28 protein-coding genes and 3 pseudogenes are annotated in these 26,344 nt (G+C 72.0%); 14 read left to right on the forward strand and 17 right to left on the reverse strand.

What is annotated here, in order from left to right; all coding sequences use genetic code 11:
- Positions 1–25: 25 nt before the first annotated feature.
- The 4 genes from I2W78_RS29245 to I2W78_RS29260 form a co-directional block, all read right to left on the reverse strand.
- Positions 26–1,051: a 2-ketoarginine methyltransferase gene (locus I2W78_RS29245; protein WP_196463233.1), complete on the reverse strand. Its 1,026-nt coding sequence runs from the start codon at positions 1,049–1,051 to the stop codon at positions 26–28.
- Positions 1,052–1,261: 210 nt separating this feature from the next.
- Entirely contained in the window at positions 1,262–1,897 is a 636-nt protein-coding gene (locus I2W78_RS29250) for an MFS transporter (RefSeq protein WP_196463234.1), read from the reverse strand.
- Between the two features lie 223 nt (positions 1,898–2,120).
- A complete protein-coding gene (locus I2W78_RS29255) occupies positions 2,121–2,627 on the reverse strand; it encodes an NUDIX hydrolase (RefSeq protein WP_196463235.1) in 507 nt (168 codons plus the stop codon).
- Positions 2,628–2,960 carry a MazG-like family protein gene (locus I2W78_RS29260; RefSeq protein WP_196463236.1) on the reverse strand — a complete coding sequence of 111 codons (333 nt, stop codon included), beginning with the start codon at positions 2,958–2,960 and terminating at the stop codon, positions 2,628–2,630.
- Between the two features lie 162 nt (positions 2,961–3,122).
- On the opposite strand from I2W78_RS29260, the gene I2W78_RS29265 reads away from it, so the two are divergent.
- Both I2W78_RS29265 and I2W78_RS29270 read left to right on the forward strand, forming a co-directional pair.
- On the forward strand, positions 3,123–3,536 hold the full coding sequence (locus I2W78_RS29265; protein ID WP_196463237.1) for an SRPBCC family protein: 414 nt from the start codon (positions 3,123–3,125) through the stop codon (positions 3,534–3,536).
- A gap of 106 nt (positions 3,537–3,642) precedes the next feature.
- Positions 3,643–4,077, forward strand: coding sequence for a hypothetical protein (locus I2W78_RS29270; RefSeq protein WP_196463238.1), 435 nt, complete (start codon positions 3,643–3,645; stop codon positions 4,075–4,077).
- A 23-nt stretch (positions 4,078–4,100) separates the two neighbouring features.
- On the opposite strand, the gene I2W78_RS29275 is transcribed toward I2W78_RS29270, so the two are convergent.
- Together I2W78_RS29275 and I2W78_RS29280 are read right to left on the reverse strand one after the other, a co-directional pair.
- Positions 4,101–4,565: an Asp23/Gls24 family envelope stress response protein gene (locus I2W78_RS29275; protein ID WP_196463239.1), complete on the reverse strand. Its 465-nt coding sequence runs from the start codon at positions 4,563–4,565 to the stop codon at positions 4,101–4,103.
- Positions 4,566–4,717: 152 nt separating this feature from the next.
- Positions 4,718–5,266 carry a DoxX family protein gene (locus I2W78_RS29280; protein ID WP_196463240.1) on the reverse strand — a complete coding sequence of 183 codons (549 nt, stop codon included), beginning with the start codon at positions 5,264–5,266 and terminating at the stop codon, positions 4,718–4,720.
- Positions 5,267–5,383: 117 nt separating this feature from the next.
- Here I2W78_RS29280 and I2W78_RS29285 point away from each other — a divergent pair, with 117 nt between their 5' ends.
- Together I2W78_RS29285 and I2W78_RS29290 are read left to right on the forward strand one after the other, a co-directional pair.
- The gene (locus I2W78_RS29285) at positions 5,384–5,710 is read left to right on the forward strand and encodes a nuclear transport factor 2 family protein (protein ID WP_196463241.1); all 327 of its coding nucleotides are present in this window, start codon (positions 5,384–5,386) and stop codon (positions 5,708–5,710) included.
- A gap of 59 nt (positions 5,711–5,769) precedes the next feature.
- Positions 5,770–6,756 carry an aldo/keto reductase gene (locus tag I2W78_RS29290; RefSeq protein WP_196463242.1) on the forward strand — a complete coding sequence of 329 codons (987 nt, stop codon included), beginning with the start codon at positions 5,770–5,772 and terminating at the stop codon, positions 6,754–6,756.
- Between the two features lie 249 nt (positions 6,757–7,005).
- Here I2W78_RS29290 and I2W78_RS29295 read toward each other — a convergent pair whose 3' ends face one another.
- Complete coding sequence (locus I2W78_RS29295) at positions 7,006–7,779, reverse strand: SDR family oxidoreductase (protein ID WP_196463243.1); 774 nt, start codon at positions 7,777–7,779, stop codon at positions 7,006–7,008.
- A gap of 161 nt (positions 7,780–7,940) precedes the next feature.
- Between I2W78_RS29295 and I2W78_RS29300 the strand changes: the two genes are divergently transcribed.
- Positions 7,941–9,581, forward strand: coding sequence for an alkaline phosphatase D family protein (locus tag I2W78_RS29300; RefSeq protein ID WP_196463244.1), 1,641 nt, complete (start codon positions 7,941–7,943; stop codon positions 9,579–9,581).
- Here I2W78_RS29300 and I2W78_RS29305 read toward each other — a convergent pair.
- A complete protein-coding gene (locus I2W78_RS29305; protein ID WP_196463245.1) occupies positions 9,568–10,605 on the reverse strand; it encodes a Gfo/Idh/MocA family protein in 1,038 nt (345 codons plus the stop codon). The two genes, I2W78_RS29300 and I2W78_RS29305, sit on opposite strands and share 14 nt — an antisense overlap.
- 141 nt (positions 10,606–10,746) lie before the next feature.
- Between I2W78_RS29305 and I2W78_RS29310 the strand changes: the two genes are divergently transcribed.
- The 3 genes from I2W78_RS29310 (at position 10,747) to I2W78_RS29320 (ending at position 14,263) form a co-directional block, all read left to right on the forward strand.
- On the forward strand, positions 10,747–12,039 hold the full coding sequence (locus tag I2W78_RS29310) for a multidrug effflux MFS transporter (RefSeq protein WP_196463246.1): 1,293 nt from the start codon (positions 10,747–10,749) through the stop codon (positions 12,037–12,039).
- Entirely contained in the window at positions 11,991–13,166 is a 1,176-nt protein-coding gene (locus tag I2W78_RS29315; RefSeq protein ID WP_196463247.1) for a serine hydrolase domain-containing protein, read from the forward strand. Before I2W78_RS29310 ends, I2W78_RS29315 begins: the two co-directional genes overlap by 49 nt.
- Before the next feature lie 116 nt (positions 13,167–13,282).
- The gene (locus I2W78_RS29320; RefSeq protein ID WP_196463248.1) at positions 13,283–14,263 is read left to right on the forward strand and encodes a small ribosomal subunit Rsm22 family protein; all 981 of its coding nucleotides are present in this window, start codon (positions 13,283–13,285) and stop codon (positions 14,261–14,263) included.
- A gap of 49 nt (positions 14,264–14,312) precedes the next feature.
- Here the strand turns inward: I2W78_RS29320 and I2W78_RS29325 are convergent, their stop codons facing one another.
- Positions 14,313–14,570 (reverse strand): DUF6243 family protein, encoded by a 258-nt coding sequence (locus I2W78_RS29325; RefSeq protein ID WP_374222733.1) that lies wholly within the window; start codon positions 14,568–14,570, stop codon positions 14,313–14,315.
- Positions 14,571–14,720: 150 nt separating this feature from the next.
- On the opposite strand from I2W78_RS29325, the gene I2W78_RS29330 reads away from it, so the two are divergent.
- Positions 14,721–15,353, forward strand: a complete 633-nt coding sequence (locus tag I2W78_RS29330) for a TetR/AcrR family transcriptional regulator (protein WP_196463250.1) — start codon at positions 14,721–14,723, stop codon at positions 15,351–15,353.
- 150 nt (positions 15,354–15,503) lie between these two features.
- Positions 15,504–16,237, forward strand: a pseudogene (locus I2W78_RS29335) (bifunctional DNA primase/polymerase).
- A 120-nt stretch (positions 16,238–16,357) separates the two neighbouring features.
- On the opposite strand, the gene I2W78_RS29340 reads toward I2W78_RS29335, so the two are convergent.
- The 4 genes and pseudogenes from I2W78_RS29340 to I2W78_RS29350 form a co-directional block, all read right to left on the reverse strand.
- Positions 16,358–17,359, reverse strand: coding sequence for a hypothetical protein (locus I2W78_RS29340; RefSeq protein WP_196463251.1), 1,002 nt, complete (start codon positions 17,357–17,359; stop codon positions 16,358–16,360).
- Positions 17,322–17,459 (reverse strand): annotated as a pseudogene (locus I2W78_RS41760) (iron transporter); the annotation flags it as partial. The gene I2W78_RS29340 and the pseudogene I2W78_RS41760, both read right to left, overlap by 38 nt.
- Before the next feature lies 1 nt (position 17,460).
- Positions 17,461–18,287, reverse strand: a pseudogene (locus I2W78_RS29345) (heme ABC transporter ATP-binding protein).
- On the reverse strand, positions 18,287–19,402 hold the full coding sequence (locus tag I2W78_RS29350; RefSeq protein WP_196463252.1) for a FecCD family ABC transporter permease: 1,116 nt from the start codon (positions 19,400–19,402) through the stop codon (positions 18,287–18,289). Before I2W78_RS29350 ends, I2W78_RS29345 begins: the two are co-directional and overlap by 1 nt.
- A 125-nt stretch (positions 19,403–19,527) precedes the next feature.
- Here I2W78_RS29350 and I2W78_RS29355 point away from each other — a divergent pair, with 125 nt between their 5' ends.
- Both I2W78_RS29355 and I2W78_RS29360 read left to right on the forward strand, forming a co-directional pair.
- Positions 19,528–20,172, forward strand: coding sequence for a PhzF family phenazine biosynthesis protein (locus I2W78_RS29355; RefSeq protein WP_196463253.1), 645 nt, complete (start codon positions 19,528–19,530; stop codon positions 20,170–20,172).
- 116 nt (positions 20,173–20,288) lie between these two features.
- Complete coding sequence (locus tag I2W78_RS29360; RefSeq protein WP_196463254.1) at positions 20,289–20,495, forward strand: hypothetical protein; 207 nt, start codon at positions 20,289–20,291, stop codon at positions 20,493–20,495.
- A gap of 85 nt (positions 20,496–20,580) precedes the next feature.
- Here I2W78_RS29360 and I2W78_RS29365 read toward each other — a convergent pair whose 3' ends face one another.
- A complete protein-coding gene (locus tag I2W78_RS29365) occupies positions 20,581–21,228 on the reverse strand; it encodes a biliverdin-producing heme oxygenase (RefSeq protein ID WP_196463255.1) in 648 nt (215 codons plus the stop codon).
- 142 nt (positions 21,229–21,370) lie between these two features.
- Positions 21,371–22,228, reverse strand: a complete 858-nt coding sequence (map, locus tag I2W78_RS29370; protein ID WP_196463256.1) for a type I methionyl aminopeptidase — start codon at positions 22,226–22,228, stop codon at positions 21,371–21,373.
- Between the two features lie 59 nt (positions 22,229–22,287).
- On the opposite strand from map, the gene I2W78_RS29375 reads away from it, so the two are divergent.
- Positions 22,288–22,521, forward strand: a complete 234-nt coding sequence (locus I2W78_RS29375; protein ID WP_196463257.1) for a hypothetical protein — start codon at positions 22,288–22,290, stop codon at positions 22,519–22,521.
- A gap of 659 nt (positions 22,522–23,180) precedes the next feature.
- On the opposite strand, the gene I2W78_RS29380 is transcribed toward I2W78_RS29375, so the two are convergent.
- Both I2W78_RS29380 and I2W78_RS29385 read right to left on the reverse strand, forming a co-directional pair.
- Positions 23,181–24,488, reverse strand: coding sequence for an MFS transporter (locus I2W78_RS29380; RefSeq protein ID WP_196463258.1), 1,308 nt, complete (start codon positions 24,486–24,488; stop codon positions 23,181–23,183).
- 54 nt (positions 24,489–24,542) lie between these two features.
- On the reverse strand, positions 24,543–25,145 hold the full coding sequence (locus I2W78_RS29385; protein ID WP_196463259.1) for a hypothetical protein: 603 nt from the start codon (positions 25,143–25,145) through the stop codon (positions 24,543–24,545).
- Positions 25,146–25,265: 120 nt separating this feature from the next.
- Here I2W78_RS29385 and I2W78_RS29390 point away from each other — a divergent pair, with 120 nt between their 5' ends.
- Entirely contained in the window at positions 25,266–26,339 is a 1,074-nt protein-coding gene (locus I2W78_RS29390) for a sialidase family protein (RefSeq protein ID WP_196463260.1), read from the forward strand.
- Positions 26,340–26,344 lie beyond the last annotated feature (5 nt).

Raw genomic sequence — 26,344 nt, forward strand, 5'->3', positions numbered from 1 at the left:
AGGTATCTGTCCCTAATTTTACGTGCTACTGGCCGCGTACCAGGTAACCCAATTCGAGCCCTGTCGAGTCGACTTCCGGGGCCGTCGTCAGGCATTCGACGATGCGCCCGCCCGCTTCCGCGATGAGCTCGTCCCAGAAAGCGCGCGTCTCCAGCCGCTGTTCGGTGATCTGGTGCAGGAAGTAGTACGGGTTGTAGTACGCGTTGCCCAGGCCGTGCCGCAGTACCGCGGGGTCCAGGGGCCGGTGGTCGACCTCGACGACGGCGAGGTGGGCGCCGGGCGTGTGCGTGAGCGCGGTGCGGACCACCTCGACGGTGGCGTCCCGCCCCTTCTGCTCCAGGACCTCCTGCAAGGAGAAGGCCGTGACGAAGCACGGGGTGGGCCCGGCCTCGGGCCTGACCTGCGCCATGTAGTCCTCGGCCGTCGCGTTCACGAAGCCGACCTGCTCGGACAGGCCGCGCGCGGCGGCCGCGCGGCGGGCGTTGTCGATGCTGCCCGGGTGCGGGTCCACGCCGATACCGGGGCGGCCGCCCTCGCACAGGTCGAGCAGGAACGTGCCGTCGCCGCATCCCAGGTCCACCACGGCGCTCGGGGGCTCGGGCAGGCGGTCGATGAGGCGCTTGACCAGCGGAATGGCGTCGTAGCGGCTCATCCCGCAGCTGCCGAGGCCGACCATGGTGCCGTTGCGTGAGGCGAAGCGGGTGCGGTCGGCCATGACCTCGGGCAGTTCCCGCAGGGTGGCGCCGTACCCGCCGATCAGAAGCTCGTACCAGGGGCGGAACTCCAGGAACTCACGGCCCTTGGCGGTGATGGCCGGCGACCCTTCCGAGTCGGTGACCACCCCTTCGCCTTCCAGGTAGCGCAACAATCCGGCCAGCCGCTCGGGGTCGAGGGCCAGGTCCTTGGCGAGCTGCTCCACATCCGTCGGTGAGGCTTCACCGAGTTTGCTCAGAAGGCCGCTGGTCATGGCGAACTCAAGGCATTGCGCTAGAAAGAAGCCCCTGATCGGCTGGATCGCAGTGATCAGGCGCTGCTCGAAGTCTGGCTCCATCGTCTCGCTTCGCTCTAGTCGTTACAGGTACGCACGACAGAGGTCCGGGCAGGTGAGTTCCCTCTTGACGTTCCCCCGGAAGCCCCCGAAATGGGGAGAGTGGTCGCTCTCCCGCACTCGTTTACAGCTCAGTCACTGTAACTGGAATTTTCTCAAGGCCACCAGGCTTGACTTCACCCACGGGCTTTGCTAAGTCGCGCCACTGGCTTGTCAATTGACGATCCGTGCACTCGACAAAGGGTTCGGCTCTGTTTGAGGCAGGGCCCCGGTGTTTGCCAGGCTCGTCCGAATTTGCCGGGTGGCGTCGGCGGCGACCGGCTCCATGTCCTCGGTGCGCACGTGGAGTTCGGGGCCGTCGACGGCTGATCCCGCAGCCGCGGTGAACCGAACGGACCTCAGGGCGTCCGAGGGGGCACCCGGTCTCAGCAGGCGCGGCAGCTTCGCCCGGTAGGCCACGTTGAACAGGACCGTCAGTACGCCGGAGATCCCGACGACGGCGTACAGGTACCCCAGACTCAGCGCCCCGGCGATCGAGGCGACGGGCAGCGACAGCATCAGCGCCATGCGACCCAGGTCGCAGGCGATCATCAGCTTGCGCTGGTCGACCCGGTCGGCGAGCAGTCCGGCCGGCAGCGAGATGAGCAGGTACGGCAGCCAGGCCAGGGTGGTCAGGAGCGAGATCTGGAAGACGCTCGCGTCGAGCGTCTCGGCGGCGAGCAGCGGGACCGCGACGCTGGATATCCGTGAGCCCAACTCGGCGACGGTCTGTCCGCCCCACAGCAGCAGGAAGTTCCCGCTGTGCCACACCGTGGGGCGATCGGCCTGCTCGGGCCGGTCGTCCGTCACCGGTTGTCGCGTCACTGTTCCGCCCATCTGTTCGTACGAGCTCCGGTGTTCAGGCCGTACGGCAGCCGGTGCAGGCAGGGGTGAGTCGCAGCCGCAGGTTCTTGAAGCCGCTGATGACCGTCGAGGCCGGCCGGCCGCGCGCCCCCAGACAGTAATGCGACCCGGCGCCGAGCCCCAGGTGGGGGTTGGGAGTGCCTGCCCGGCCTCCTGACAGGCGGCCGGGCTATTCCTCGGCCATGGCCGCCGGCTCCCCCTCCCGTAGGCAGACGACCCTCCCGGACACGGCGGCCGCCCGCAGCGCGTTCAGGGTCCGTAGGTGCGCGGGGTGCAGGGTGTCGCTCAGGTCGTTCGGGGCGGCGAAGGTGTGCTCGTCGTGTTCGGGGCTCAGGGTGATGCGTGCCCCGTCGGGGAGGGTGCCTGCGTGGAAGTAGCAGTCGAGGACCGGGCCCGTGCCGCCGACGTTCACCCGGTGGTCGATGCCGATCAGGACGGGGGGCGCGGGGAGGCCGATGCCGGTTTCCTCGTGCGTTTCGCGGCGCGCGGCCGTCAGCGGGTCCTCTCCGTGGTCGAGCATGCCGCCGGGCAGCCACCAGACGCCCGCCAACGGCTGGCCGGGGGCATAGCGCAGGAGAAGGATCCGGCCCCGGCGGTCGAAGAGCAGCACGCACGAAGCGATGAGTGCCTGCGGCTGGGTTCTGATCCATTCCTCGCGGGGGAGCCAGTCGGCCACTCAGGACTCCCGCGAGGTGAGGGTCCGGGCGGCGGCCTGTTCGAGGTGCTCGGCGAAGCGGGCCTCGGGGTTCGGGACGCCGAGGCGGTGCAGGGTGACCATCGACGTCACGATCACGTCGCACACCTCCGCCGTCACGTCCTCCCAGGTGTGGCTCACGCCCTTGCGGGGGCTCGTGCCGGAGACCCCGATGAGGGCCTGGGCGGCCTCGCCGAACTCCTCGCCGATCTTCAGCACCTGCAGGGCCGAGCGCTGGTCAGGGGGGATGTGAGCTGCCGCCCTGTCGAGGAATGCGGCCAGTTCGGCGGTCTTCTCCCAGGCACTGCTGTCCATGGTGGTCCCTCCCAGTGGGTTCCTCGAAGCGTCAGGCAAAAGCTGGACGCCGTCATCACGCAAAAGCCGGACGCCGTCGTGTAAACGGACTAACGGGTGAACCCGCCTTCGGTGACCTTGTGGGACCGATTCACCGGCCGAGCCGCTGGGTACCCGGCGGCCATGACCGAGTACGAACGCTCACGCACGATGCCCGCCCAGCCCGAGCAGGTCTTCGACGAGGCCGCCAACGTCGGACGGCTGGAGTCCTGGATGCCGGAGGCTCTGCACGTGGAGTCCGTGGATCTTCCCGCCATCACCGTGCACGAAGACCGTACGGACGAGGACACCGCCGCCCTGCTGCGCGCCCAGCGCGACCAGATGCGGCTCGAATGGGGCACCCGCGAACAGGGCAGCTACGCCGGCTGGCTCCAGGTCGCCGGTATCGGTGCCGGAGCCAGTGAGGTGACGGTGCACCTGTCGTTCTTCGACGCCGGCCACGACCCCGGCGAGGAGGCCGTACGCGACGCCCTGGACTCCAGCCTGCGGCGGCTGGAGGAGCAGGTGCGGCTGCGGGTCGAGCACGCGGCCGGCTGACCGGCGGCCGCGCAAGGACAACCTGTTCGACGGGTGGGAGTTCGGGAAGGCGCAAGAAAGGAAGACGCAAAGAGAAGGACGCACCGCAACGAAGAGGGACGCACCTTTGTCCGACGGGCGACGGGCGGCGGGCGGCGGGCGGCGGGCGGCGGGCGGCGGGCGGCGGGCGGCGACGAGCGGCGAGGAGGATGCCATGGAGCGGGTGACCGGGAGAACGCGGCCGGAGCGGCGGATCGGCATCCGGACGTACGGGGAGGTCGACTCGGCGCTGAGTGGTCTGGTGGCTCGGCATGTGGGCAGCCCGCAGTTCTCGGCGGGGGAGGCGGTGGCCCTGCAGTGGGCGCTGGGGCGTACCGCCCGCGCGCCGGTCACCGGCGTGGGCGGTGGCGACGTTCCGGATCTGCAGCTGCTGACGGCCGAGGTGGACGCCACCGTCGTACGACTGGAGGACCCCACCAACCCGGCGGGCAACCGTGAGTACTTCCAGGGCGTGTACGGCGCCCTGGCCTGGGTCTGCGGTCTGCGGGGCCGGCTCATCTGAGCCGGCTCCCGGACGCGAGGCGGCTACTGCACCCGCCCCACCGTGGGCTCCTCGCCCTCCTCCTCGTCCGGGAGGTGGACGTCGTTGACCGCGATGTTGACCTCGACCACCTCCAGGCCGGTCATCCGCTCGATCGACGCGATGACGTTCTCCCGTACGTCGCCGGCGACCTCGGTGATGGACAGCCCGTACTCCACGACGACATCGAGATCGACGGCGCTCTGCCGCTCGCCGACCTCCACCTTGACGCCGCTGGTGACGCTGGGCCGCCGGCCGGGGACCCGTTCGCGCACCGCACCCATGGTGCGGGCGAGGCCACCACCCAGGGCGTGGATGCCGGGCACCTCACGCGCGGCCATCCCGGCGATCTTCGCCACGACGTCGTCCGCGATGGTGGTCCTGCCCCGGGTGCCGGGTGCGGTCGCGCCTCCGCGCGCGCCGGCGCCGGATTCCGTGGTGCGTACCGTCGCACCGGTCGTCTCCGTCATGTCCAACCCGCCTCCTCCGGGCGCGCAGGGGCCCGAGCACAGGAGGCCCGCCGCCACGCTCATGCCTCTTCTCCAGGGTGCCTCGCCCCTACCGGGCCCGCCACCGCTGGCCTTGCCCCACAAGGGCTTTCCGCGTGTCGTCGAGGCGCCCGCTACTCCTCGAACAGCGCCTCCTGGCCGCTCATCTCCGCCGCCTGCCGCACCCGCTTGTTCCGCAGCCCCACGACCACCGCCGTGCCGGCCGCCGCCGCGCCGAGGGCCGCCGGGACCATCCAGCCGCGGTTCAGGCGGTCCCTAAGGAGGTGGTCGAGGGAGAGGCGGCCGGGGCCGATGACGGCGAGGGCCGCCGCGGTCAGGCCGAGGGTCGCGGGGTGCTCGAGGCCGCCCTCCTGGTTGAAGAAGCCGCTCGGGGCGTGCACCGCGGCCGCGCCCGCCATCCCGCCGGCCGCCGCCGCACCCGCCGCCGGAGTGGCCAGCCCCAGCGCCAGCAGGGTCCCGCCGCCCCATTCCGCCAGCCCCGACGCCGTGGCGCTCAGCGTGCCGGGGCGGTACCCGACGGACTCCATGAACTGACCGGTGCCCTCGATCCCGGCTCCGCCGAACCACCCGAACAGCTTCTGCGCGCCGTGCGCGGCCAGTACCCCGCCGGTGCCCAGCCGGAGCAGCAGCAGACCCAGATCACGTCGGTCGTAGCACGTCACGTTGTCTCCCGGTGCAGAAATGGACTCCACCCCACCGTCGCAGCCCGCCACCCACCCGGCCCTCCCGGGCAGCCGTTCGGGTGGCGGGGTGCCGGACGCGGTGTGAGTGTGGCTGGCATGACGATTCAGACAGCCAAGCTGAGTGACCCGGCGGTGCGCGCCTTCGTCACCGCTGTCAACTCCCACGACAGGGAGGGCTTCATGACCCTCCTCGCGCCCGGCGCGACCATGGCCGACGACGGAACCGACCGCGACCTCGCCGACTGGATCGACCGGGAGATCTTCTCCTCCCACGGCCACATGGAGGTCGACAACGAGTCCAAGGGCGGCCGCTCGCTCATCGCCCGCTACAGCAACGACACCTGGGGCGAGATGCGCACGCGGTGGAGCTTCACCGTCGACGACGACGGCAGGATCACCCGCTTCGAGACCGGGCAGGCGTGAGAGTCGTCGCGCCTCATGCCTTGCGCTGAAGTGCGCTTCAACTCCTAGCCTCACCGGGCATGGAGACCACCAGAACACTTGGGCGCGACGGCATCGGGATCAGTGCTCTCGGCTTCGGCTGCTGGGCCGTCGGCGGTGAGTGGCAGGACGCCGAGGGACAGCCGCTGGGCTGGGGCAAGGTCGACGACGAGGAGTCCGTACGGGCGATCCGGCGCGCCCTCGACCTCGGCGTCACCTTCTTCGACACCGCCGACACCTACGGCGCCGGCCACAGCGAACGCGTCCTCGGCCGCGCCCTCGGCAAGCGCCGCGCCGATGTCGTCGTCGCCACCAAGTGGGGCAACGTCTTCGACGAGGACACCCGCACCCTCACCGGCGCCGACGACTCCCCGGCGTACGCCCGCCGCGCGCTGACCGCCTCCCTGCGCCGACTCGACACCGACCACATCGACCTGTACCAGCTGCACCTGTCCGACGCGGACCCGGACCGCGCGGCCGAACTCCGGGACACCTGCGAGGAGTTCGTACGGGAAGGGCTGATCCGGGCGTACGGCTGGAGCACCGACGACCCCGCCCGCGCCGCCGTCTTCGCCGAGGGCGCCCACTGTGCCGCCGTACAACACCGCCTCAACGTCCTCCAGGACGCACCCGAGATGCTCGCCCTGTGCGCCCGTTCGGGGCTCGCCGGCATCAACCGCAGCCCGCTGGCGATGGGCCTGCTGACCGGCAAGCGGGCCGCCGGGCAGCCGCTCGACGCGGGCGACATCCGCAGCACGCCGCCCGCCTGGCTGCCGGGATTCGCCCCGGGCACGGGCGCCGACCCGCAGTGGACGCGGCGGGTCGACGCGCTGCGGGACGTCCTGACCAGCGACGGCCGGACGCTCGCGCAGGGCGCCCTCGCCTGGATCTGGGCACGCAGCCCGCACACGGTCCCGATCCCCGGCTTCCGTACGGTCGCCCAGGCCGAGGAGAACGCGGGCGCGCTCGCCAAGGGCCCGCTCACCGCCGGGCAGATGGCCGAGATCGACGACATTCTGGGGCGGTGAGCGGCGGCAGGGGCCCGGGGCCGCTGTGAACGCGGCAGCCGTTCCACGGGCGACCGGTCCGTACCTCGCGGTCCCGCGCGAGGTCCCCCCTCCGGTCGCCGTGGAACGGCTGCCGCCCTCCCCCTGGAATGCAGCCGACGGGAGCTGGGCGCTCCAAGTGTGAAGCTTCTGTGGAGGAGATCCGAGCATAAGCGCCCCACCGGCGGCGATGTGGCGGACCTCTGTATTCCGCTTGTAGAGGTTGACCGTTCAGCCACGCCCGACGTACGGCATCGCCGTCGCCAGCACGGTCGCGAACTGCACGTTCGCCTCCAACGGCAGCTCCGCCATGTGCCGCACGGTGCGCGCCACGTCGGCGACGTCCATCACCGGCTCCGGCGCCATCTCGCCGTTCGCCTGCAACGCGCCGGTCTGCATCGCGTGCGTCATGTCCGTCGCCGCGTTGCCGATGTCGATCTGCCCGACCGCGATCCGGTACGGCCGGCCGTCCAGCGACAGCGACTTGGTCAGGCCGGTCACCGCGTGCTTGGTGGCGGTGTAGGCGACGGAGCGGGGGCGGGGGGTGTGGGCCGAGATCGAGCCGTTGTTGATGATCCGGCCGCCCTGCGGGTCCTGCTCCTTCATCTGCCGGTACGCCGCCCGCGCGCACAGGAAAGCCCCGTTGAGGTTGGTGTCCACCACATGCCGCCAGGCGTCGTACGCCAGTTCCTCCACCGGCACCCCGCCCGGCCCGAACGTCCCCGCGTTGTTGAACAGCAGGTCGACCCGCCCGAACCGCTCGACGGTCGCCGCGAACAGCGCGCTCACGTCCTGCTCCCGCGACACGTCCGTGCGTACGGCCAACCAGGCGCCCTCCGGCACCAGGGCCCCCGTCTCCTCCAGCGTCTCCACCCGGCGGCCCGCCAGCGCCACCGACCAGCCCGCGCGCAGCAGCTCCACCGCGACCGCGCGGCCGATACCGGAGCCGGCGCCCGTCACGACCGCGATCCTCGACTGCCGTTCGGCAGTTTGCTCGGCATTCATAGCCCCGCAGCGTAGGAGACGGTCCGCCATCCAGAACTCATCAGTCCGCCATTCGGGTGTTGTGTACGCGCCAAGCGTGTGTCGTCCCCGGCGATTCGAATGCCACCTGCGACCAACTGCTTCACAACCGTCGATCGACAGGATCGCCAGGGGAGAACCGGATGACACCCGCAGCCCGTCAGCCCCAGCACGCCCCCGAACTCCGCGCCGCCGCCCGCCACATCGGCCGTCGCCGCTTCCTCACCGCCACCGGTGCGGCCGCCGCGCTCGCCTTCGCGGTCAACCTGCCCACCGCGGGCGTCGCCGGCGCCGCCGAACTCGACGCCGCGCAGATCACCGACGACCCCTTCACCCTCGGCGTCGCCTCCGGTGACCCGCAGCCCACCTCGGTCCTGCTGTGGACCCGCCTCGCCCCCGCGCCCTACCAGCCCGACAGCGGCCTGCCCGCCGAGCGCGTCACGGTGCACTGGGAGCTGGCCCGCGACGAGAACTTCCGCCGTCCCGTCCGGCGCGGCACCACCACCGCGCACCCCGAGTTCCACCACACCGTGCACGTCGAGGTGGGCCACCTGGAGCCCGGCCGCGTCTACTTCTACCGCTTCCGCGTCGGCCGCTGGGTCAGCCCGGCCGGCCGCACCCGCACCGCGCCCGCCCCCTTCGACCGGGTCTCCGGGTTCACCCTGGCCGCCGTCTCCTGCCAGGCGTACCACGACGGCTACTTCACGGCGTACGGCCATCTCGCCCAGGACGACGTCGACGTGGTCTTCCACCTCGGGGACTACCTGTACGAGTACGCCGTCAACGCGGTCGGCGGCCAGCGCAAGTACACCGACCGGACCCTGCCCGACCTCTTCAACCGGGAGACCATGACGCTGGAGGACTACCGGCTGCGGTACGCCCTCTACAAGTCCGACCCCGACCTGCGCGCCGCGCACGCCGCGCACCCCTTCGTCGTCACCTGGGACGACCACGAGACCGAGAACAACTACGCCGACGACATCCCCGAGAACTCCGTCCCGCCGGAGGAGTTCCTGCTGCGCCGCGCCTCCGCCTACCGCGCCTACTGGGAGAACCAGCCGCTGCGCCGCCCCCAGCGCCCCGAGGGCCCGGACATGCAGCTCTACCGGCGGCTGTACTGGGGCCGGCTCGCCCAGTTCGACGTGCTCGACACCCGGCAGTACCGCTCCGACCAGGCCTACGGCGACGGCTCCGACGTGCCCGGCCCCGAGGTCGACGACCCGACGCGCACCATGACCGGCGAGACGCAGGAGCGCTGGCTGCTCGACGGCTGGCGACGGTCCAAGGCGCTGTGGAACGTCGTACCGCAGCAGGTCACCTTCTCCCAGCGGAAGTTCGACCTGACCGAGCCCGCACGGGTGTCCATGGACGCCTGGGACGGCTACCGCGCCTCGCGCCGCCGCGTCCTGGACGGCGCGAAGGCGGCAGGCGTCGAGAACCTGATGGTGCTCACCGGTGACGTGCACGTCGGCTACGCCTTCGACATCAAGGACGACTTCGACGACCCGGCGTCGCGGACGCTCGGTACCGAGATCGTCGCCACGTCGATCGCCAGCGGCCGGGACGGCTCGGACAAGCCCGCCAACTGGAACACGTACATGACCGCCAACCCGCACATGAAGTTCTACAACGGGCGGCGCGGCTATGTGACGGTGGCGCTGGGCCGGGAGCAGGCCCGGGCCGACTTCCGGACGGTGCCGTACGTGACCACGCCCGGGGCGCCGGTCACGACGGCCGCGTCCTTCGTGACCCAGGTGGGGGAGCAGGGGCTCAGGCAGGTGTGAGTTCCGCCGTGGGGTCCGTCTCGGGGGCCTCGCCCGGGTAGCGGACGCCGATGCGGTCCCGGATCGTGTCGAGCGTCCGCATCACGGCGAGGGTGCCGTCGAGCGGGACCAGCGGGGACTCGGTCTCGCCGGCGCGCAGGGCGCGCATCACCTCGCGGGCCTCGTGCTTGAGGCTGTTGTGCGCGGCGCCGGCGGCCGGGTCGTGGGCGAACTCCTCGGGCTCGCGGCCGTCGCGGCGCAGGACGAAACGCTCCGGGTGGAAGAAGCCGTACGGGATGTCGATCCGGCCGTGGCTGCCGGTGACGGAGGCCGCCACGGGCGTACCACCCACGATGGAGCAGTGCACCGAAGCGAGAGCGCCGCTCTCCCAGGAGAGCAGCGCTCCCGTCTGGAGATCGACGCCCTCGTTCGAGAGCACCGCTCTCGCCGCGATGTCCGACGGCTCCCCGAGCAGCAACTGCGCGAACGACACCGGATACACGCCCAGATCCAGCAGCGCACCCCCACCCTGCCGCGGATCCCGCAGCCGATGCGAGGGCGGGAAGGGCCCGGACAACCCGAAGTCCGCCTGAATGCTGCGCACTTCACCGACCGCACCATCGTCGACCAGTGCCTTCAGCCTCCGCATCAGCGGACTGCAGTACATCCACATCGCCTCCATCAGGAAGCGCCCCCGCTCGCGCGCCAGCGCGACCAGCTCCTCCGCCTCGCGCACGTTCAGCGTGAACGGCTTCTCCAGCAGCACGTTCCGCCCCGCCGCCAGACACAGACCGGCGGCCGTCCGGTGCGCCGAGTGCGGAGTGGCGACGTACACCACATCCACGTCCTCGTCGTGCGCGAGCGCGTCCCAGTCGCCGTACGCCCGGGGAATCCCGAACCTTTCCGCGAACGCCTTCGCCGAGTCCGCCCTCCGCGAGGCCACCGCCACCACCTCGGCGTCCGGCAGATCGACCAGATCCGCCGTGAACGCCGCCGCGATCCCGCCCGTCGCCAGGATCCCCCACCGCACGCTGTCCGCGCCCATTCCCGCCCCGCCCATTCCCGCCCCGCCCATTCCCGCCCGCCCTCGTCCTCGTTCGATCTCGTGCGTTCTCGTTCGATGTCACCAGGCACCGTGTTCGAACTGAGAGCATAGGGACCGGACTGCTCGGAGAGGGAGGGGCACATGCCCGAAGGGGCACCGATACCGGACCTGTCACAGGCGGCCGCGGCGGATGCGCGGCCGCCCGTTCGTGCGCAGCGCCGCGCCGGACTGCTCGTCACGCTCGTCCTCGGCGGACTGACCGCCACCCCGCCGCTGGCCATGGACATGTACCTCCCGGCGCTGCCGGAGGTCACCCGGTCGCTGCACGCGCCCGCCGCGACCGTGCAACTCACGCTCACCGCCTGCCTGGCCGGCATGGCGCTCGGCCAGCTGGTGGTCGGCCCGATGAGCGACCGCTGGGGCCGCCGCCGCCCGCTGCTCGTCGGCCTCGCCGTGTACGTCGTAGCCACCGCGCTGTGCGCGCTGGCGCCCACCGTCGAGACGCTGGTCGCCTTCCGGCTGGCGCAGGGACTCGCGGGTGCGGCCGGGATCGTGATCGCCCGGGCGGTCGTCCGCGATCTGTACGACGGCATGGCGATGGCCCGCTTCTTCTCCACCCTGATGCTGATCTCCGGCGTCGCGCCGATCGTGGCGCCGCTGATCGGTGGGCAGATCCTGCGGGTGACGGACTGGCGGGGCGTGTTCGTCGTCCTCACCGTGCTCGGCGTACTGCTCGCCGGGGTCGTGTGGTTCCGCCTGCCGGAGACCCTGCCGGCGAAGGAGCGGCACAGCGGCGGCGTCGGCGAGGCCCTGAGCTCGATGCGCCGCCTCCTCGCCGACCTGCCCTTCACCGGCTACATGCTCACCGGCGGCTTCGCCTTCGCCGCGCTGTTCGCCTACATCTCGGCCTCGCCGTTCGTCGTCCAGGAGATCTACGGCGCCTCCCCGCAGACGTTCAGCCTGCTGTTCGGGCTGAACTCGATCGGCCTCGTCGTCGCCGGGCAGATCAACGGCAAGGTGCTGGTCGGGCGGGTCAGCCTGGACCGGGTGCTGGCCGTCGGCCTGGGCATCGTCGTGCTGGCCGCGACCGCGCTGCTGCTGATGTCGCTGGGGGCGTTCGGCGAGGTCGGGCTCGCGCCGGTGGCTGCCGCGCTGTTCGTGCTGATGAGCGCGATGGGCATCACGCTGCCCAACACCCAGGCGCTGGCCCTGATGCGGGTACGGCACTCGGCCGGTTCCGCGTCCGCCCTCCTCGGTACGTCCTCCTTCCTCATCGGCGCGATCGCCTCCCCGCTCGTCGGTATCGCAGGTGAGCACACCGCCGTCCCGATGGCCGTCGTCCAACTGGCCGCCGCGCTGGTCGCGACCGCCTGCTTCGTGGGAATGTGCCGTCCCTGGAACACCCGTGCGAGCACGGAGGGAGCGGAGAGCTGAGCGCACCCAGACTGCGCACCGGGGCCCCGGAACGGGCCGGCCTCGACCCCGGCGAGCTGCGTCACCTGGTCCGCGAGGTCCAGCAGCTGACGACCGGGGAACACCCCTGGGCACCCGGCGTCGTCGTGGCCGCCGGGCGGGGGCCGGTACTCGCGGTGCACGAGGCGGCCGGGTACGCGGTGCGGTACGCGGCCTACGACGCGGAGGCGGACGCGGGCGTGGAACTGCCGGAGCCCGAACGGGTGACGGTGACCGTCGACACCCCCTTCGACCTGGCCTCGCTCACCAAGCTCTTCACGGCCGTCGCCGCGGTGCAGCAGATCGAGCGCGGCACGCTGGGCATCGACGGGCAGGTCGGCGCGTACGTCCCCGAGTTCCGGGCCGCCGCCCGCCACGGCGTCACGGTCCGCGCCCTCCTCACGCACACGTCGGGCCTACGCCCGGAGCTGCCGCTGTACGACTGCGCCACGGACGCCGACCGCCTGGCCCTGCTCCGCGCGGAGGCCCCGACCGGCCGACCGGGCGACTACCGCTACTCCGACCTCAACCTGCTCCTCCTCCAGCACGTCCTCGAACGCGTCACCGGCCGCCCCCTGGACGTCCTGATCCACGACGGCATCACCCGGCCCCTGGGCATGACGTCGACCCGCTTCGGCCCGTGCCCCGACGCGGCGGCGACGGAGGACCAGCGCCGGCCGTGGGCGAAGGCGGACCGGGGGATGCTGCGGGGCGAGGTCCACGACGAGAACGCGTGGGCGCTGGGCGGGGTGGCCGGTCACGCCGGCCTGTTCTCGACGGCCCGGGACCTGGCGGTGTTCTGCCGCGCCCTGCTGGCGGGCGGCTCGTACGGCCCGGCGCGCATCCTGGGCCCGGACTTCGTGGACCTGATGCTGACGCCGCCCGGGCTGGGCTTCGCGCTGGACCAGCGGTGGTTCATGGGGGAGCTGGCGGGGAGGGGAGCGGCGGGGCACACGGGCTTCACGGGAACGTCCCTGGTCGTGGACCGGGCGACGGACACGTTCCTGGTGCTGCTGGCGAACACGGTCCACCCCCGACGCCGAACCCCGGACAGCAGGCCACGCGCGCGGGCGGGGTCGCGGGTGGCTTGGGCGGTGCGGGGGGTGTGACTCCGTCGGCCATCTGAGAGAGCCGCCTGAGAGAGCCGCCTGAGAGAGCCGCCTGAGACAGCCACCTGAGTGAGCCACCTGAGAGACCTGAGTGAGCCACCTGAGAGAATCGCACGGTGCACGCCCCCCTACCCCCCGCCGACACCCTCCGCGCCGCCCTCGCCGGTCTCCTCGACGGGCTTCCGCCCAGGCAGGCCGCGCAGGCCGTGGAGCGGCTGATCGCGAGTTACCGGGGGGCCACGCCGACCGACGCGCCGATTCTGCGGGACCGGGCGGACGTGGTCGCCTACGCCGCGTACCGGATGCCGGCCACCTTCGAGGCGGTCTCGGCGGCGCTGGGCGCGTTCGCGGACGCCGTGCCGGAATGGGTGCCCGGTGGGCATGTGGACGTCGGGGGCGGTACCGGTGCCGCGACCTGGGCCGTCGCCGCCACCTGGGACGGGGCCCGCCCGGTCACCGTGCTCGACTGGGCCGAGCCGGCGCTCGCGCTGGGCCGCGAGATCGCCGCGGCCAACCCGGCCCTGCGGGAAACCCGCTGGCAGCGCTCTCGTATCGGAGCGGCGCTCACCATCGAGAGCACTGATCTCGTCACCGTCTCCTACGTCCTCAACGAGCTCACCGCACCCGACCGCGCCGCCCTCGTCGACGCCGCCGCCACCGCCGCCCAGGCCGTCGTGATCGTCGAACCCGGCACCCCCGACGGCTACGCCCGCGTCATCGAGGCCCGCGACCGCCTCATCGGCGCCGGTTTCCACATCGCCGCCCCCTGCCCGCACAGCGCCGCCTGCCCCATCGCCCCCGGCACGGACTGGTGCCACTTCTCGGCGCGGGTCAGCCGTTCCTCGCTGCACCGCCAGGTCAAGGGCGGCTCCCTCGCCTACGAGGACGAGAAGTTCAGCTACGTCGCCGCGACCCGCTTCCGCCCCACCCCGGCCCCCTCCCGCGTCGTACGCAAGCCCCAGATCCGCAAGGGCCAGGTCCTCCTCGACCTCTGCGAAACCGAGCCCGCCCTGCGCCGCGCCACCGTCACCAAACGCCACGGCGACCTCTACAAGGCCGCCCGCGACGCCGACTGGGGCGACCCCTGGCCACCATGAGGCCGCCGGAGGGGCCAGCGGTCGAGCCTGAGCGACGGCTACCGCGCGGCTACCGCCTTCCCTCCGCCCCGCCGCTCACCCCCGACGGGCCGTTCCGGGGCAACGCCCCCTCCCGCGCCCCTTCCCGCGCATCCTCCTCCGCTCGATCCTGCGCCCGCCCCCGCCGTTCCGCGTTCTTCTCCTGCAGCTTGCGCAGCAGTTCCCGCTTCTGCGCCTGCGCGTCCAGGCCGCCCGTGCGGCCACCACGGCCGCCGCCCCGCAGGGCCTTGCGGCCGAGGTTCTGGCGCGTGCCGCCGACTCCCAGCATGTTTCCGGCTCCACCTCGGGTCATCGTGTGTCTCCCTCGTGATCGTCGACGGTCGACCGTCATCGGTCTCGCGAGACGCATCGTCTCGCTAGTGACGTTCATCAGCGTGCGGCGAGACGCACCGTCTTGTCAACCTGGTAAATTCGTCGCATGGTCAAGAAGCCCACCCCCGACTCCACCCGCCGCAGCGAGAAGTCCCGCCGCGCGATCTACGACGCCGCCCTCACGCTCGTCGGAGAGGTCGGCTACGCGAAGACCACCATCGAGGGGATCGCCGCCCGCGCCGGCGTGGGCAAGCAGACGATCTACCGGTGGTGGTCGTCGAAGGCGGACGTGCTCCTGGAGGCCTTCCTCGACCTCAGCGAGCAGGCCGCCGAGCAGGCGGCCGAACAGGGGGCGCCGCCCGGCGCCGAGTACGCCATCCCGGACACCGGCGACCTGGCCGCCGACCTCAAGTACGTCCTGCGCGCCACCGTCGACGAACTCCTCGATCCCAAGTTCGAGGCCCCGTCCCGCGCCTTGGCCGCCGAGGGTCTCGTCAACGAGCAGGTCGGGCGCGAGTTCGTCACCAAGCTCCTCGAACCCCAGCTCCAGCTCTACGTCCAGCGCCTGCGTTCAGCCCAGGACGCCGGCCAGGTCCGCCCCGACATCGACCCGCGTATCGGCCTGGAACTCTTCGTTTCCCCGCTGGCCCAGCGCTGGTTGCAGCGCACGGCGCCCATCTCCTACGAGTACACCGACACCCTCGTCGACTACGCCCTGCACGGCCTCGCACCCCGCTGACCGCACGTCACTCGCCGTGGCTGTCCGTGATCTGCCGTGTGGAGTATGTCTCGTACCCCCTGCCCCGGTTGGGGTCTGCGGCCCCCCGAGGCGCAGGATGGTGGGACGATGGGTCATGCTGACCGTTCAACAGGCGAGGCGAGGGGATAGATGAGCGCGGAGTTCGGCGGCCGCTCCGGCCGGCAGGGCAAACTCTCCCAGTGGCTGCGCGGACGCCGCCCGAAGGAGGCCGCCGGCGACGGCGGCCGGGAGGACCTGCTGCTGGCCACCGCCGCCGCGGGACTGCCCCTGGCGCCCGCCGCGCACCCGGCACCCGGCTACCGCTGCTCCTGTGACCGCGTCGGCTGTCCCACCCCGCCCGGCACCCGGTGTCGTTCGCCTGGCAGACGCAGTCCACCACCGACCGCGCGCAGATCGAGCGCTGGGCCCGCCACCAGCCGCAGGCCAACTTCATCACCGCGACCGGCATGACGCACGACGTCCTCGACGTACCGCTGGACGCCGGCCGCGAAGCCCTGGACCGGCTGCTCGCCTCCGGTGTCGAGGTCGGCCCGGTCGCCGCCAGCGACGACGGCCGCATGCTGTTCTTCACCCTCACCCGCGGCACCCCCGAGGAAGAGGACGAGTGGTGGCCGTGCGAACTGGACTGCCACCCCGAGACGATGGACGAGCATCCCGGCCTGCGCTGGCACTGCCGCGGCTCCTACGTCCTCGTCCCCCCGGCCCGGCTCCCCGGCGACGACCAGACCGTGCGCTGGCTGCGCGGCCCCGAGCATCCGCTGCCCGACCCGCTGACCCTGCTGGAGGCACTCACGGACGCCTGCGCCCGACACGCGGGCACGGACCCCGACCACACACGCGCGGCCTGGCCCCTGCGCCACTGAACACCAAGGCACCGATCGCCACGGCCCCGACCGGCACGGCCCCGACCGCCACAGCGCAGAACGCCACAGCGCAGAACGCCACGGCCCCGACGCCACGGCACCGAACCTCAAGCCCAGGCGCTACTCACCCTTCGCCGACGTCAGCCCCTGGATCCGGCCCAGCACGGTCACCTGGTCCGTGCCGGACCCCTTCTTCGGGTCCAGCGCCACCTGGTTGGAGACGAACTCCATCGTCAGCGACTGCTTGATCTCGCCGGTCGTCAGCGCCTCCACGTCCTCGCTCGGCGTCGGCACCGACGTGCCCGCCGCGGCGGTCTGCTTCTCGTAGTGGTGCGTGGTGAAGAACACCAGCGCCCCACCGTCCGCGGTGCGCAGCGCGACCGGCGCGTAGTCGCCGTCGACCAGCGGCTCGTCGATGTACTGGGTGACCAGACCCGGCCGCTCCTTGTCCTTCTCCCGCTGCTCGCGCCACACGCTGGTGTGCGTGCCGGACTCGAAACCGTCCCCGCCCTTCTGCAGGTAGGTGACGTAATTCTCGCCCAACTCGGCCGGGTTCATGGCGAACTCGCCGGAATCGACGGGGAGGGCCTCCGCCCAGCCGTCCTTGTCCTTCCTGAACTCCGGCATTTTCTCGGGCGCCACGAGGGTGAGATACGACACCTCCCACTGTTCGGCGAGCCCGTCCCGGGTGAACACCAGCAGCCAGCGCGCGTCACCGCCCCGGTTGGCCTTCGCGTTCGCGAGGAACCAGCGCGGCCAGCCCGCCTTCTTCGGGATCGTGTACTCGACGTCGCTGAACTCCAGCGGCGAGTGGTTCGGGTTGCCGCCCGGGTTGTTGACGTTGCCCGCCTTCAGCCGCGCCTCGTCGATATCGGCCAGGGGCCCGGTGACATGGTCGGCGTCGAGCGAACTGTCGTACGACTTGTCCGCCCGGTTGTACGCGCTCGTGAACTCCTGAAGCGCCTTGGCCGCCTCGTCCTCGGTCGCGCCCGGCAGCACCTCCCGCTCCCCGTGCACCACCACGCACCCGCTCGCCGTCAACGACAAAGCGGTCACCGAAGCGGCCATGAGCACACTCCGGTCCAGCCTGCGAAGCCTTCGAGGGCCGCGATCCCTGCTCATCGGGTCCTTTCACCTTCCCCTTCCCGGAGGCGAACCCTACCGGTGCACCCCGAGGTGCGGACGGCCGGACCGGGTACAGCGGCCACAACGTGACCTGTACTTCACAGGTCACGCCGGGGCGCCACCAGAACCGCTCCGGTACGGGGATGCGGGAACACCTCGACGGGCTGGTCGTACACCTCGGACAGGAGCCGCTCGTCGAACACCTCCGCCGGTGGCCCGTCGGCCGCGATCCGGCCCGCGCGCAGCACGGCGACGCGGTGCGCGTAGGCGGCGGCGAGGCCCAGGTCGTGCAGGACGACCACGACGGCGTCCCCGGCGCGCGCCCGCTCCCGGCACAGCCGCAGCACCAGTTCCTGGTGTTTGAGGTCGAGGGCGGCGGTCGGTTCGTCGAGCAGCAGCAGCGGGGCCCGCTGGGCGAGGACCCGGGCGAGCGCGACGCGGGCGCGTTCGCCGCCGCTGAGCGCGGAGAACGGCCGTACGGCGAAGGCGGTCACCTGGGTCGCCGCCATGGCCGCCGCCACCGCCGTGTCGTCCTGCTCCTCCAGCGGCGTCCCGGCCCAGGGCGCCCGCCCCATCCGGACCACCTCCTCGACGGTGAACGGGAACGACAGCGCGGCCGACTGCGGCAACACCGCCCGGCGCAGGGCGAGTTCGGGCGCCGACCACTCCGACGCCGGACGGCCGTGGACGCGTACGACCCCCTCGGCGGCCGGGAGATCTGCGGCGAGGGCGCTCAACAGGGTGGACTTGCCCGCCCGTTGGGGCCGACCAGCGCCAGCACCTCGCCCGCGCGGACGGTGACGTCGACGCCGGCGAGGACCGCACGCGCGCCGAGGCGGACGTGCAGGCCCTCGGCCTCGGCGAGGACGTCCCCGGCGGCCGGGGCCGGTGGGGGAGTGGGGCGCCGGGTGCGGAGCAGCGGCATCATGCCCAGCCTCCTTGCTTGCGTCGGGTGCGGCGCAGCAGCCAGAAGAAGAACGGGCTGCCCACCAGGGCGGTCAGGACACCGAGCGGCAGTTCGGCGGGCGCGGCGAGGGTCCGCGCCGCGAGGTCGGCGCCGAGCAGCACCGCCGCGCCGCCGAGGGCGCTGCCCGGGACGAGGAACCGGTGCCCGGGTCCGGCGGCCATGCGCAGCAGATGCGGTACGACGAGACCGACGAAGCCGATGACGCCGGAGACGCTCACCGCGGCCGCCGTCAGCAGCGCGACCACCAGGATCAGCATGATCCGCAGCCGCTCCACGTCCACGCCCAGATGCCGGGCGGGCCGGTCGCCGAGGGCGAGCAGGTCGAGGCGGCGCGAGGAGAGGGGCGCCAGCAGCAGTCCGGCCGCCGCGCACGGCAGCACGGCCAGCACCTTGGGCCAGGTGGCCTGGGAGAGGGAGCCGAGCTGCCAGAAGGTGATCTGGTTCACGGCGGCGGTGTCGGCGAGGAAGATGAACAGACCGACGAGCGCCCCGCAGAACGCGTTGACCGCGATGCCGGTGAGGATCAGCGTCACGACCTCCGTACGGCCGCCCGCGCGGGACATCGCGTAGACCAGCAGGACGGTGCCGAGACCGGCGACGAACGCCATCGCCGGGAGCGTCCAGTTGCCGAGGAAGTCCAGCCCGAGCGCGATCGCGGCGACCGCGCCGACCGCCGCGCCCAAGGAGACGCCGATGGTGCCCGGTTCGGCGAGCGGATTGCCGAACACGCCCTGCATCAGCGCACCCGCACAGCCCAGCGAGGCGCCGACGAGCAGGGCGAGGACGATCCGCGGGAAGCGGACGTTCCAGAGCACGGACTCGGCGACCCGGTCCAACTCCGTGCCACCCAGCCCCGCCTTGTGCTGCACGGAGGTGAGCACGTCGCCGACGGGGACGGGGTAGGCGCCGATGCCGGCGGCGAGCGGGACGAGAACGAGGAGGGTGGCGACCAGGCCGATGGTCAGCAGCCAGGCGGGGCGTCGGCGTCTGCCGGGCGGGGTGTCCGGCGGGGCGGTCGGTTCGGCGGCCTCGTCGGTGGCCTTCTCGGTGGCCTTCTCCTCCAACGCCGTCATGCGGCACCCCCGTTGTCCCGGAACCCCAGCTACAGCTAAGGGTAGCCTTACCTTTCTGGCCGGCTGTCGTCGGGTCAACCGAAGCGGGGGACGACCCGGCCACCTCGTGATGTTTCAATGCCCGGGTGACTGACTACGACGTGCTGCGCGTGTTCTGCGCGGCGAACGGCGGATACGGGAACGAACTGGGCGTCGTCCGCGACGGTTCGGTCGTGCCCGGGCGGAGCGAACGGCAGGCGCTCGCGGCGAAGCTCGGCTTCAGCGAGACCGTGTTCGTGGACGACCCCGAGCGCGGCGTCATCGACATCTACACGCCGAGCACGCGTCTGCCGTTCGCCGGGTACCCCTGCGTCGGCGCGGCCTGGCTGCTCGACGTGCCCGAACTGGTCACGCCCGCCGGGGTGGTGGGGGCCCGGCAGGACGGCGAGTTCAGCTGGATCGAGGCGCGGCCGGAGTGGCCGGAGCCGCGCACCCTGCGCCGGTACCCGAGCCCCGCCGAAGTCGACGACCTGCCCGTACCGCCGCAGGGGGAGTGGGTGTATGCCTGGGCGTGGGAGGAGGAGGCGGCGGGGCGGGTGCGTGCCCGCGGCTTCCCCGGCCGGGGCGACGGCATCGAGGAGGACGAGGCGACGGGCGCCGCCGCACTCCAGCTCACGGCCCAGCTGAACCGGGCCCTGAACATCGCGCAGGGCGCCGGTTCACAGATCCTCACGGCTCCTCAGCCCGAGGGGTGGGTGGAGATCGGGGGCCGGGTGCTGCTGGAGCGCTGACCTGCGGGGGCCCGAAGTGCGGCGCGGTGAGCGTCCGTACGGGTGGAACAGTGTGTGTGTTCCGTGCCGAACGGGGACCGATGGGCGTGACCACTCAGCATCGCGAGAGGAGCCCCATGCGCATCCGATCTGCCCTGGCCGCGACCGTCCTGGCCGCCGCCCTGACTGTCACCGGCACCGCCACAGCCACCGCCCTCGACAACCACCGGGACGGGTCCGACGACTCCGTCCCGTGCAGCCCGTACGAGGGCGAAATCGACACCGAGACCGCCGACCTCGAATGGTCGGGCGCGGTCTGTCACAAGGGAGTGTTCGACTTCTGAGCAGGACACGACGGGCGCATGGCCGAGTCGGCCCCGGGTCCCTCTCGCCCGACGCGAGGGGGACCCGCCCGTTGGTACGCGACGCTCACGCCGACAGCGGGAACTCCTCGCCCAGCGCCCGGAGTACCGCGATGTTCAGCGCGAACGCCTTCCTGCACTCCGCCACGATCCGCTGCTGCTCCAGCTCGTCGGCGTTGATCGCGTCCAGCAGCTCGCGGTACTCCCGCTTGAACGCCGCCGGGTTGCCGATCTCCTCGAAGACGTAGAACCGGACGCCGTCGCCCTTCTTCGCGAAACCCCACGTCCGCTCGGCCTTGTCGCGGACGACCTGACCGCCGGACAGGTCGCCGAGGTAACGGGTGTAGTGGTGGGCCACATAACCGGCCGGCCACTGATGTGCGCACTCCGCGATCCGGTCCGCGTACGTCCGGGTGGCGGGCAGCGCGGTGAGAGTCGCCCGCCAGTCAGCGCCGCGCAGGTGTTCGAGGTCCCGCTCCAGCGCGGGCAGCCGGAACAGCTCCTGGCGGACGAAGGGGCCCGCCACCGGATCCGAGGCCAGCCGGTCCGCGCCGGCCTCCAGGGCCTCGTACACGAACCACAGCTGTTCGGTGTAGCGCGTGTACGCGTCCACCCCCAGCCGGCCACCGAGCAGATCGCTCATGAACGTCGAGGTGTTCGCCTCCTCGTGCTGCTCGTGGGAAGCGGTGCGGATGACGGTCGAGAAGGAGTCCATGGGGCCAGTTTCTATGGTTAGGCTTACCTAAGTCAACGGCTTTCCGACAGCCTGTCGGTAACTTTCTACCCCTCATCCGCACGGGTCGCACACGAAAAGGCCCGCCCTCCGAGGAGAGCGGGCCTTTCTCACGAGCAGGGGCTCACGGCAGCGTGAGGATCTCCGCGCCGGTGTCCGTCACGACCAGCGTGTGCTCGAACTGCGCCGTCCGCTTGCGGTCCTTGGTGACGACCGTCCAGCCGTCGTCCCACATGTCGTACTCGTACGTCCCGAGCGTCAGCATCGGCTCGATGGTGAAGGTCATGCCGGGCTGCATCACAGTGGTCGCGTGCGGGGCGTCGTAGTGCGGGATGATCAGGCCCGAGTGGAACGACGAGTTGATGCCGTGCCCGGTGAAGTCCCGCACCACGCCGTACCCGAACCGCTTGGCGTACGACTCGATGACCCGGCCGATGACATTGACCTGGCGGCCCGGCCTGACCGCCTTGATCGCCCGGTTCAGCGACTCGCGGGTGCGCTCGACCAGCAGCCGGCTCTCCTCGTCGACGTCACCGACGAGATAGGTGGCGTTGTTGTCGCCGTGCACCCCGCCGATGTACGCGGTCACGTCCAGGTTGACGATGTCGCCGTCGCGCAGGACCGTCGAGTCGGGGATGCCGTGGCAGATGACCTCGTTGACCGAGGTGCACAGGGACTTCGGGAAGCCCCGGTAGCCGAGCGTGGAAGGGTAGGCGCCGTGGTCGCACAGGAACTCGTGCGCGATCCGGTCCAACTCGTCCGTCGTCACGCCCGGCGCGATCGCCTTCGCCGCCTCCGCCAAGGCCTGCGCGGCGATCCGCCCCGCGGTCCGCATCGCCTCGACGGTCTCCGGGGTCTGCACCTCGGGGCCTGTGTACGGGGTCGGCGCGGGTTTGCCGACGTACTCGGGCCGGCGGATGTTTCCGGGCACGGAACGGGTGGGAGACAGCTCCCCTGGAACGAGCAGCGACTGGCCAGACATGCCAGCGAGTCTAACCAGCGGGCATACGAGACCATGTCCCCTGGCGAAAGGAGCCGGTCATGGCCCTGTTCAAGAAGCGCACGGTCGGGAAGCCGGGCGAGTGGTACTACTGCCTGGAACACAAGAAGGTCGAGGAGGGCCCCGAGTGCCCGGCCAAGGACCGCTTCGGCCCGTACGCCGGCCGCGAGGAGGCCGAACACGCGATGGAGACGGCCCGCGAGCGCAACCTCGAATGGGAGACCGACCCGCGGTGGCACGACAGCGTGGGCCGGGGGGAGCGCGAGGAGGACTGAGGGGGCGGGCTTGGTCGGGGCGAGGCTGATCCGGCCGGGGTCTGGTTGCGTCGGCCACTGATCGCCGAGGCTTGATCAGGCCGTCATCGGCGAGTCCGACGCCGGGTCGGACTGGTCGTCCGATGACCAATGCCTGACCGGCCCGGCGGCTGATCTGCCCAGTGTCCTGTTCTGCCCGGTGCCTGGTCGGCGTGGCGGCTGGTCTGCCCAGTGTCCTGTTCTGCCTGGCGCCTGGTCGGCGTGGCGGCTGGTCTGCCCAGTGTCCTGTTCTGCCTGGCGCCTGGTCGGCGTGGCGGCTGGTCTGTCCAGTGTCCTGTTCTGCCTGGCGCCTGGTCGGCGTGGCGGCTGGTCTGCCCAGTGTCCTGTTCTGCCTGGCGCCTGGTCGGCGTGGCGGCTGGTCTGCCCAGTGTCCTGTTCTGCCTGGCGCCTGGTCGGCGTGGCGGCTGGTCTGTCCAGTGTCCTGTTCTGCCTGGCGCCTGGTCGGCGTGGCGGCTGGTCTGTCCAGTGTCCTGTTCTGCCTGGCGCCTGGTCGGCGTGGCGGCTGGTCTGCCCAGTGTCCTGTTCTGCCCGGCGCCTGGTCGGCCCGGCGGCTGATCCCCCCGTGCCCTGGCCGTCCCGGCGCCCGGCCGGCCCGGCGTAATGAGCGCGTCGGCGTGAGATCAGGCCGACGCCGCTGCCGCTGCGCGTTGTTCGCGCAGGCGGGTCGCGTGCTCGTTCGTCCGGACGTCGTACGTCATCAGCTTCGGCAGGCACAGCGCCAGCAACCCCACCGCGCCCGCGCACAGCAGCCCGCCGGACCACACCGACGCCCGCACCCCGGCCCACGCGGCCATGCCACCCGCGCGGACCTGGCCGAGCTGCGGGCCCACCGAGTACGACAGCAGCTCGATCCCGGCGAGCCTGCCGCGCAGCTCGTCGGGGATCGTCTGGTTCCACATCGCCGCGCGGAAGATGCCGCTGACCATGTCGAAGGCACCCCCGAGGGCGAGACACAGCAGCACCAGCCACACGTTTCCGGCGATCCCCGCGGCGGCCATGGCCAGACCCCAGCCGGCCGCCGCCAGCACCACCATCCGCCCGTGCCGGTGCACCCGCGACGTCCAGCCGCTGGTCAGACTCACCAGCAAGGACCCCGCCGGAATCGCCGCGTACATCAGGCCCAACGACCACTCCGCCCCCAGCTCGTCCGCGAGGAACGGCAGCACGGCGAGCGGCATCGCCAGGAACATCGCCGCGAGGTCGATCGTGTAGGTGCCCAGCAGCTCCTTGCGGCTCCACGCGTACCGGGCGCCCTCCGCGATCGAACGCCACGACGGCTTCGCCGCCTCGTGGGACGCGGGGGAGGCGGCGAGGCCGACCGCCAGCGCCACGGAGACGACGAAGGTGGCCAGGTCCAGCGCATAGGCCCAGCCCAGCCCCGCGTACGCCACCACCAAGCCCGCCAGCGCCGGGCCCGCGATGCCGCCGACCTGCCAGCGCAACGAGTTCAGCGCGGCCGCGGCCGGCAGGTGCTCGTGGGCCACGATCCGGGGCGTCAACGCGTCCAGCGCGGGCCGCTGGACCGACACCAGCGCCGAGGACAGGGCGGCGACCACGTACAGCGGCCAGACGGCGGGGCTCGGCAGCAGCGCGTTCACCAGCAGCGCCGCGCACAGCACCCCGAGCCCCACCTCCGTCCACACGATCAGCCGCCGCTTGTCCCACGCGTCCGCCAGCGCACCGCCGTACAGCCCGAACACGACGAGCGGCACCAGCTCCACCGCACCGATCGCCCCCACGGCCGCCGCCGACCCGGTGAGCTCCTTGATCTGCACCGGCAGCGCGACGAAGGTCAGAAAGCTGCCGAAGTTGGTGACCAGCCCGGAGATCCAGAGCCTGCGAAAGTCGGGGGAGGCCCGCCAGGGAGCGAGATCCGGGAGGAGGGCGCGCAGGCCAGTGGGGGCGGCTGCCGGGGCGTCGTCGGTCACGAGACGCCATGGTTGGACGGGGCCGCGACCCGAGGCAACCGCTTTTCGCGGGGGCTACCAGCGGGGCGGCGGCGGGGCCGTCAGTTCGTCCGCCAGGCGGGACAGGCGGTCCCGGAAGCGGCGACGGCCCCGTGCCGCGGGCAGCGCGTCCTCGCCCGCCGCCGCGCTCACCAGGTGCTGCACGGTGTCCAGGTCCAGCTCCGACTCCGCCCCGACGGCCAGCGCGTCGTGCGCCATCGCCGCGAGGTCCCGCTCGGCGGTGCCCAGCGCCAGCACCGTCGCACCGGCCCGCCGCGCGTCGTGCACCCGCTCCAGCAGCGCGTCGCAGGGCCCCTCGGGCGACACCACCAGCAGCGTCTCCCCCCGCCGAGCCGCCTCGATCCGCCCCAGCCCGACCGCGAGATGCGCCGGGTCCGAGGGCCGCGCGTCATGGCGTACGAGAGTCGGCGCCAGCTCCGGCGTACCGGACCAGGCCGCCTCGTCCACGAGGTGCGCCGCCAGATGCCACGGCTCGTACTCCCGCGTGCCCACGAGCAGCAACCCGCCCCCGTGCGACACCACCGACCCACGCAGCACCCCGGCGAACCTGCGCGTGGCCCCCAACCACTCGGTCCCGGCGAGCACTTCGCGCAACCACGCGACCCGTACGGCATCCATGCCCCCGCATACTGCCGCAACCAACCACTCGTGACCCCGAGTTCACCGCGAATTCCCCCAAGATGGGCAGACGGCCGCATTACCGCCGTTCACGGAGATCACCGACGCGAGGAGCCACCCATGTCCGCAGCCACTGTCCCCTTCCGCGCCGGCCGTGAGGGATACGCCAGTTACCGGATCCCGGCCGTCGTGCGCACGCACGAAGGCACCCTCCTCGCCTTCTGCGAAGGCAGGGCGGACTCCGCGAAGGACTGGGGCCACATCGACATCGTGCTCAAGCGCTCCACGGACGGCGGCCGCACCTGGGGCCCGCTGCGGGTCGCCGCCGACAACGGCACCGACCTCGCCGGCAACCCCGCCCCCGTCGTCCTCGACACCGGCCGCATCCTCCTCGTCCACGTCCGCTCCGCCGCGTCCGCCTCCGAACACCTCATCCTGCGCGGCGAGGTGAGCGAGGCCGACGGCCGCAGGGTGTGGGTGCAGCACAGCGACGACGACGGTGAAACGTGGTCCGCGCCCCGGGACATCACCGAGCAGGTGAAGCAGCCGGGCTGGCGCTGGTACGCCACCACCCCCGGCCACGCCCTCCAGCTGAGCACCGGCCGGGTCGTCGTCCCCGGCAACCACACCCTCCCGCCCACCGGCACCGACCTCGGCGACGAGGCGAAGTACAACAGCGGCCACTGCCTGCTCAGCGACGACCACGGCGAGACCTGGTACCTCGGCTACCTGGACCAGAACACCAACGGCTACGTCAACGCCAACGAGACCACCGCCGCCGAACTCCCCGACGGCCGCGTCTACTTCAACACCCGCAACGACTCCCCGTCCCCCGGCAACCGCGCCGACGCCCTCTCCAAGGACGGCGGCAGGACCCTCGTGAAGGCCTTCCGCCCACAGGCCGGTCTCGCCGGCCCCGTCTGCCAGGCCAGCGTCCTGCACCTCGGCGAGCCCGACGTGCTGCTCTTCTCCGGCCCCGCCTTCCCCGCAGGCCGCGGCCTGATGACCATCCGCGCCTCCACCGACCACGGCACCACCTGGCGCGACACCCACACCGTCGACGGCCTGCCCGCCGCCTACTCCGACCTCGTCCGCGTCGACGACCGCACGGTCGGCCTCCTGTACGAGACCGGTGACTTCGGGGCGTACGAACGGATCGCCTTCCGGCGGCTGCCCGTGAAGCGGCTCACCTGACCCCG

Origin of the sequence: Streptomyces spinoverrucosus (assembly GCF_015712165.1) — a bacterium.
Lineage (GTDB): Bacteria > Actinomycetota > Actinomycetes > Streptomycetales > Streptomycetaceae > Streptomyces > Streptomyces spinoverrucosus_A.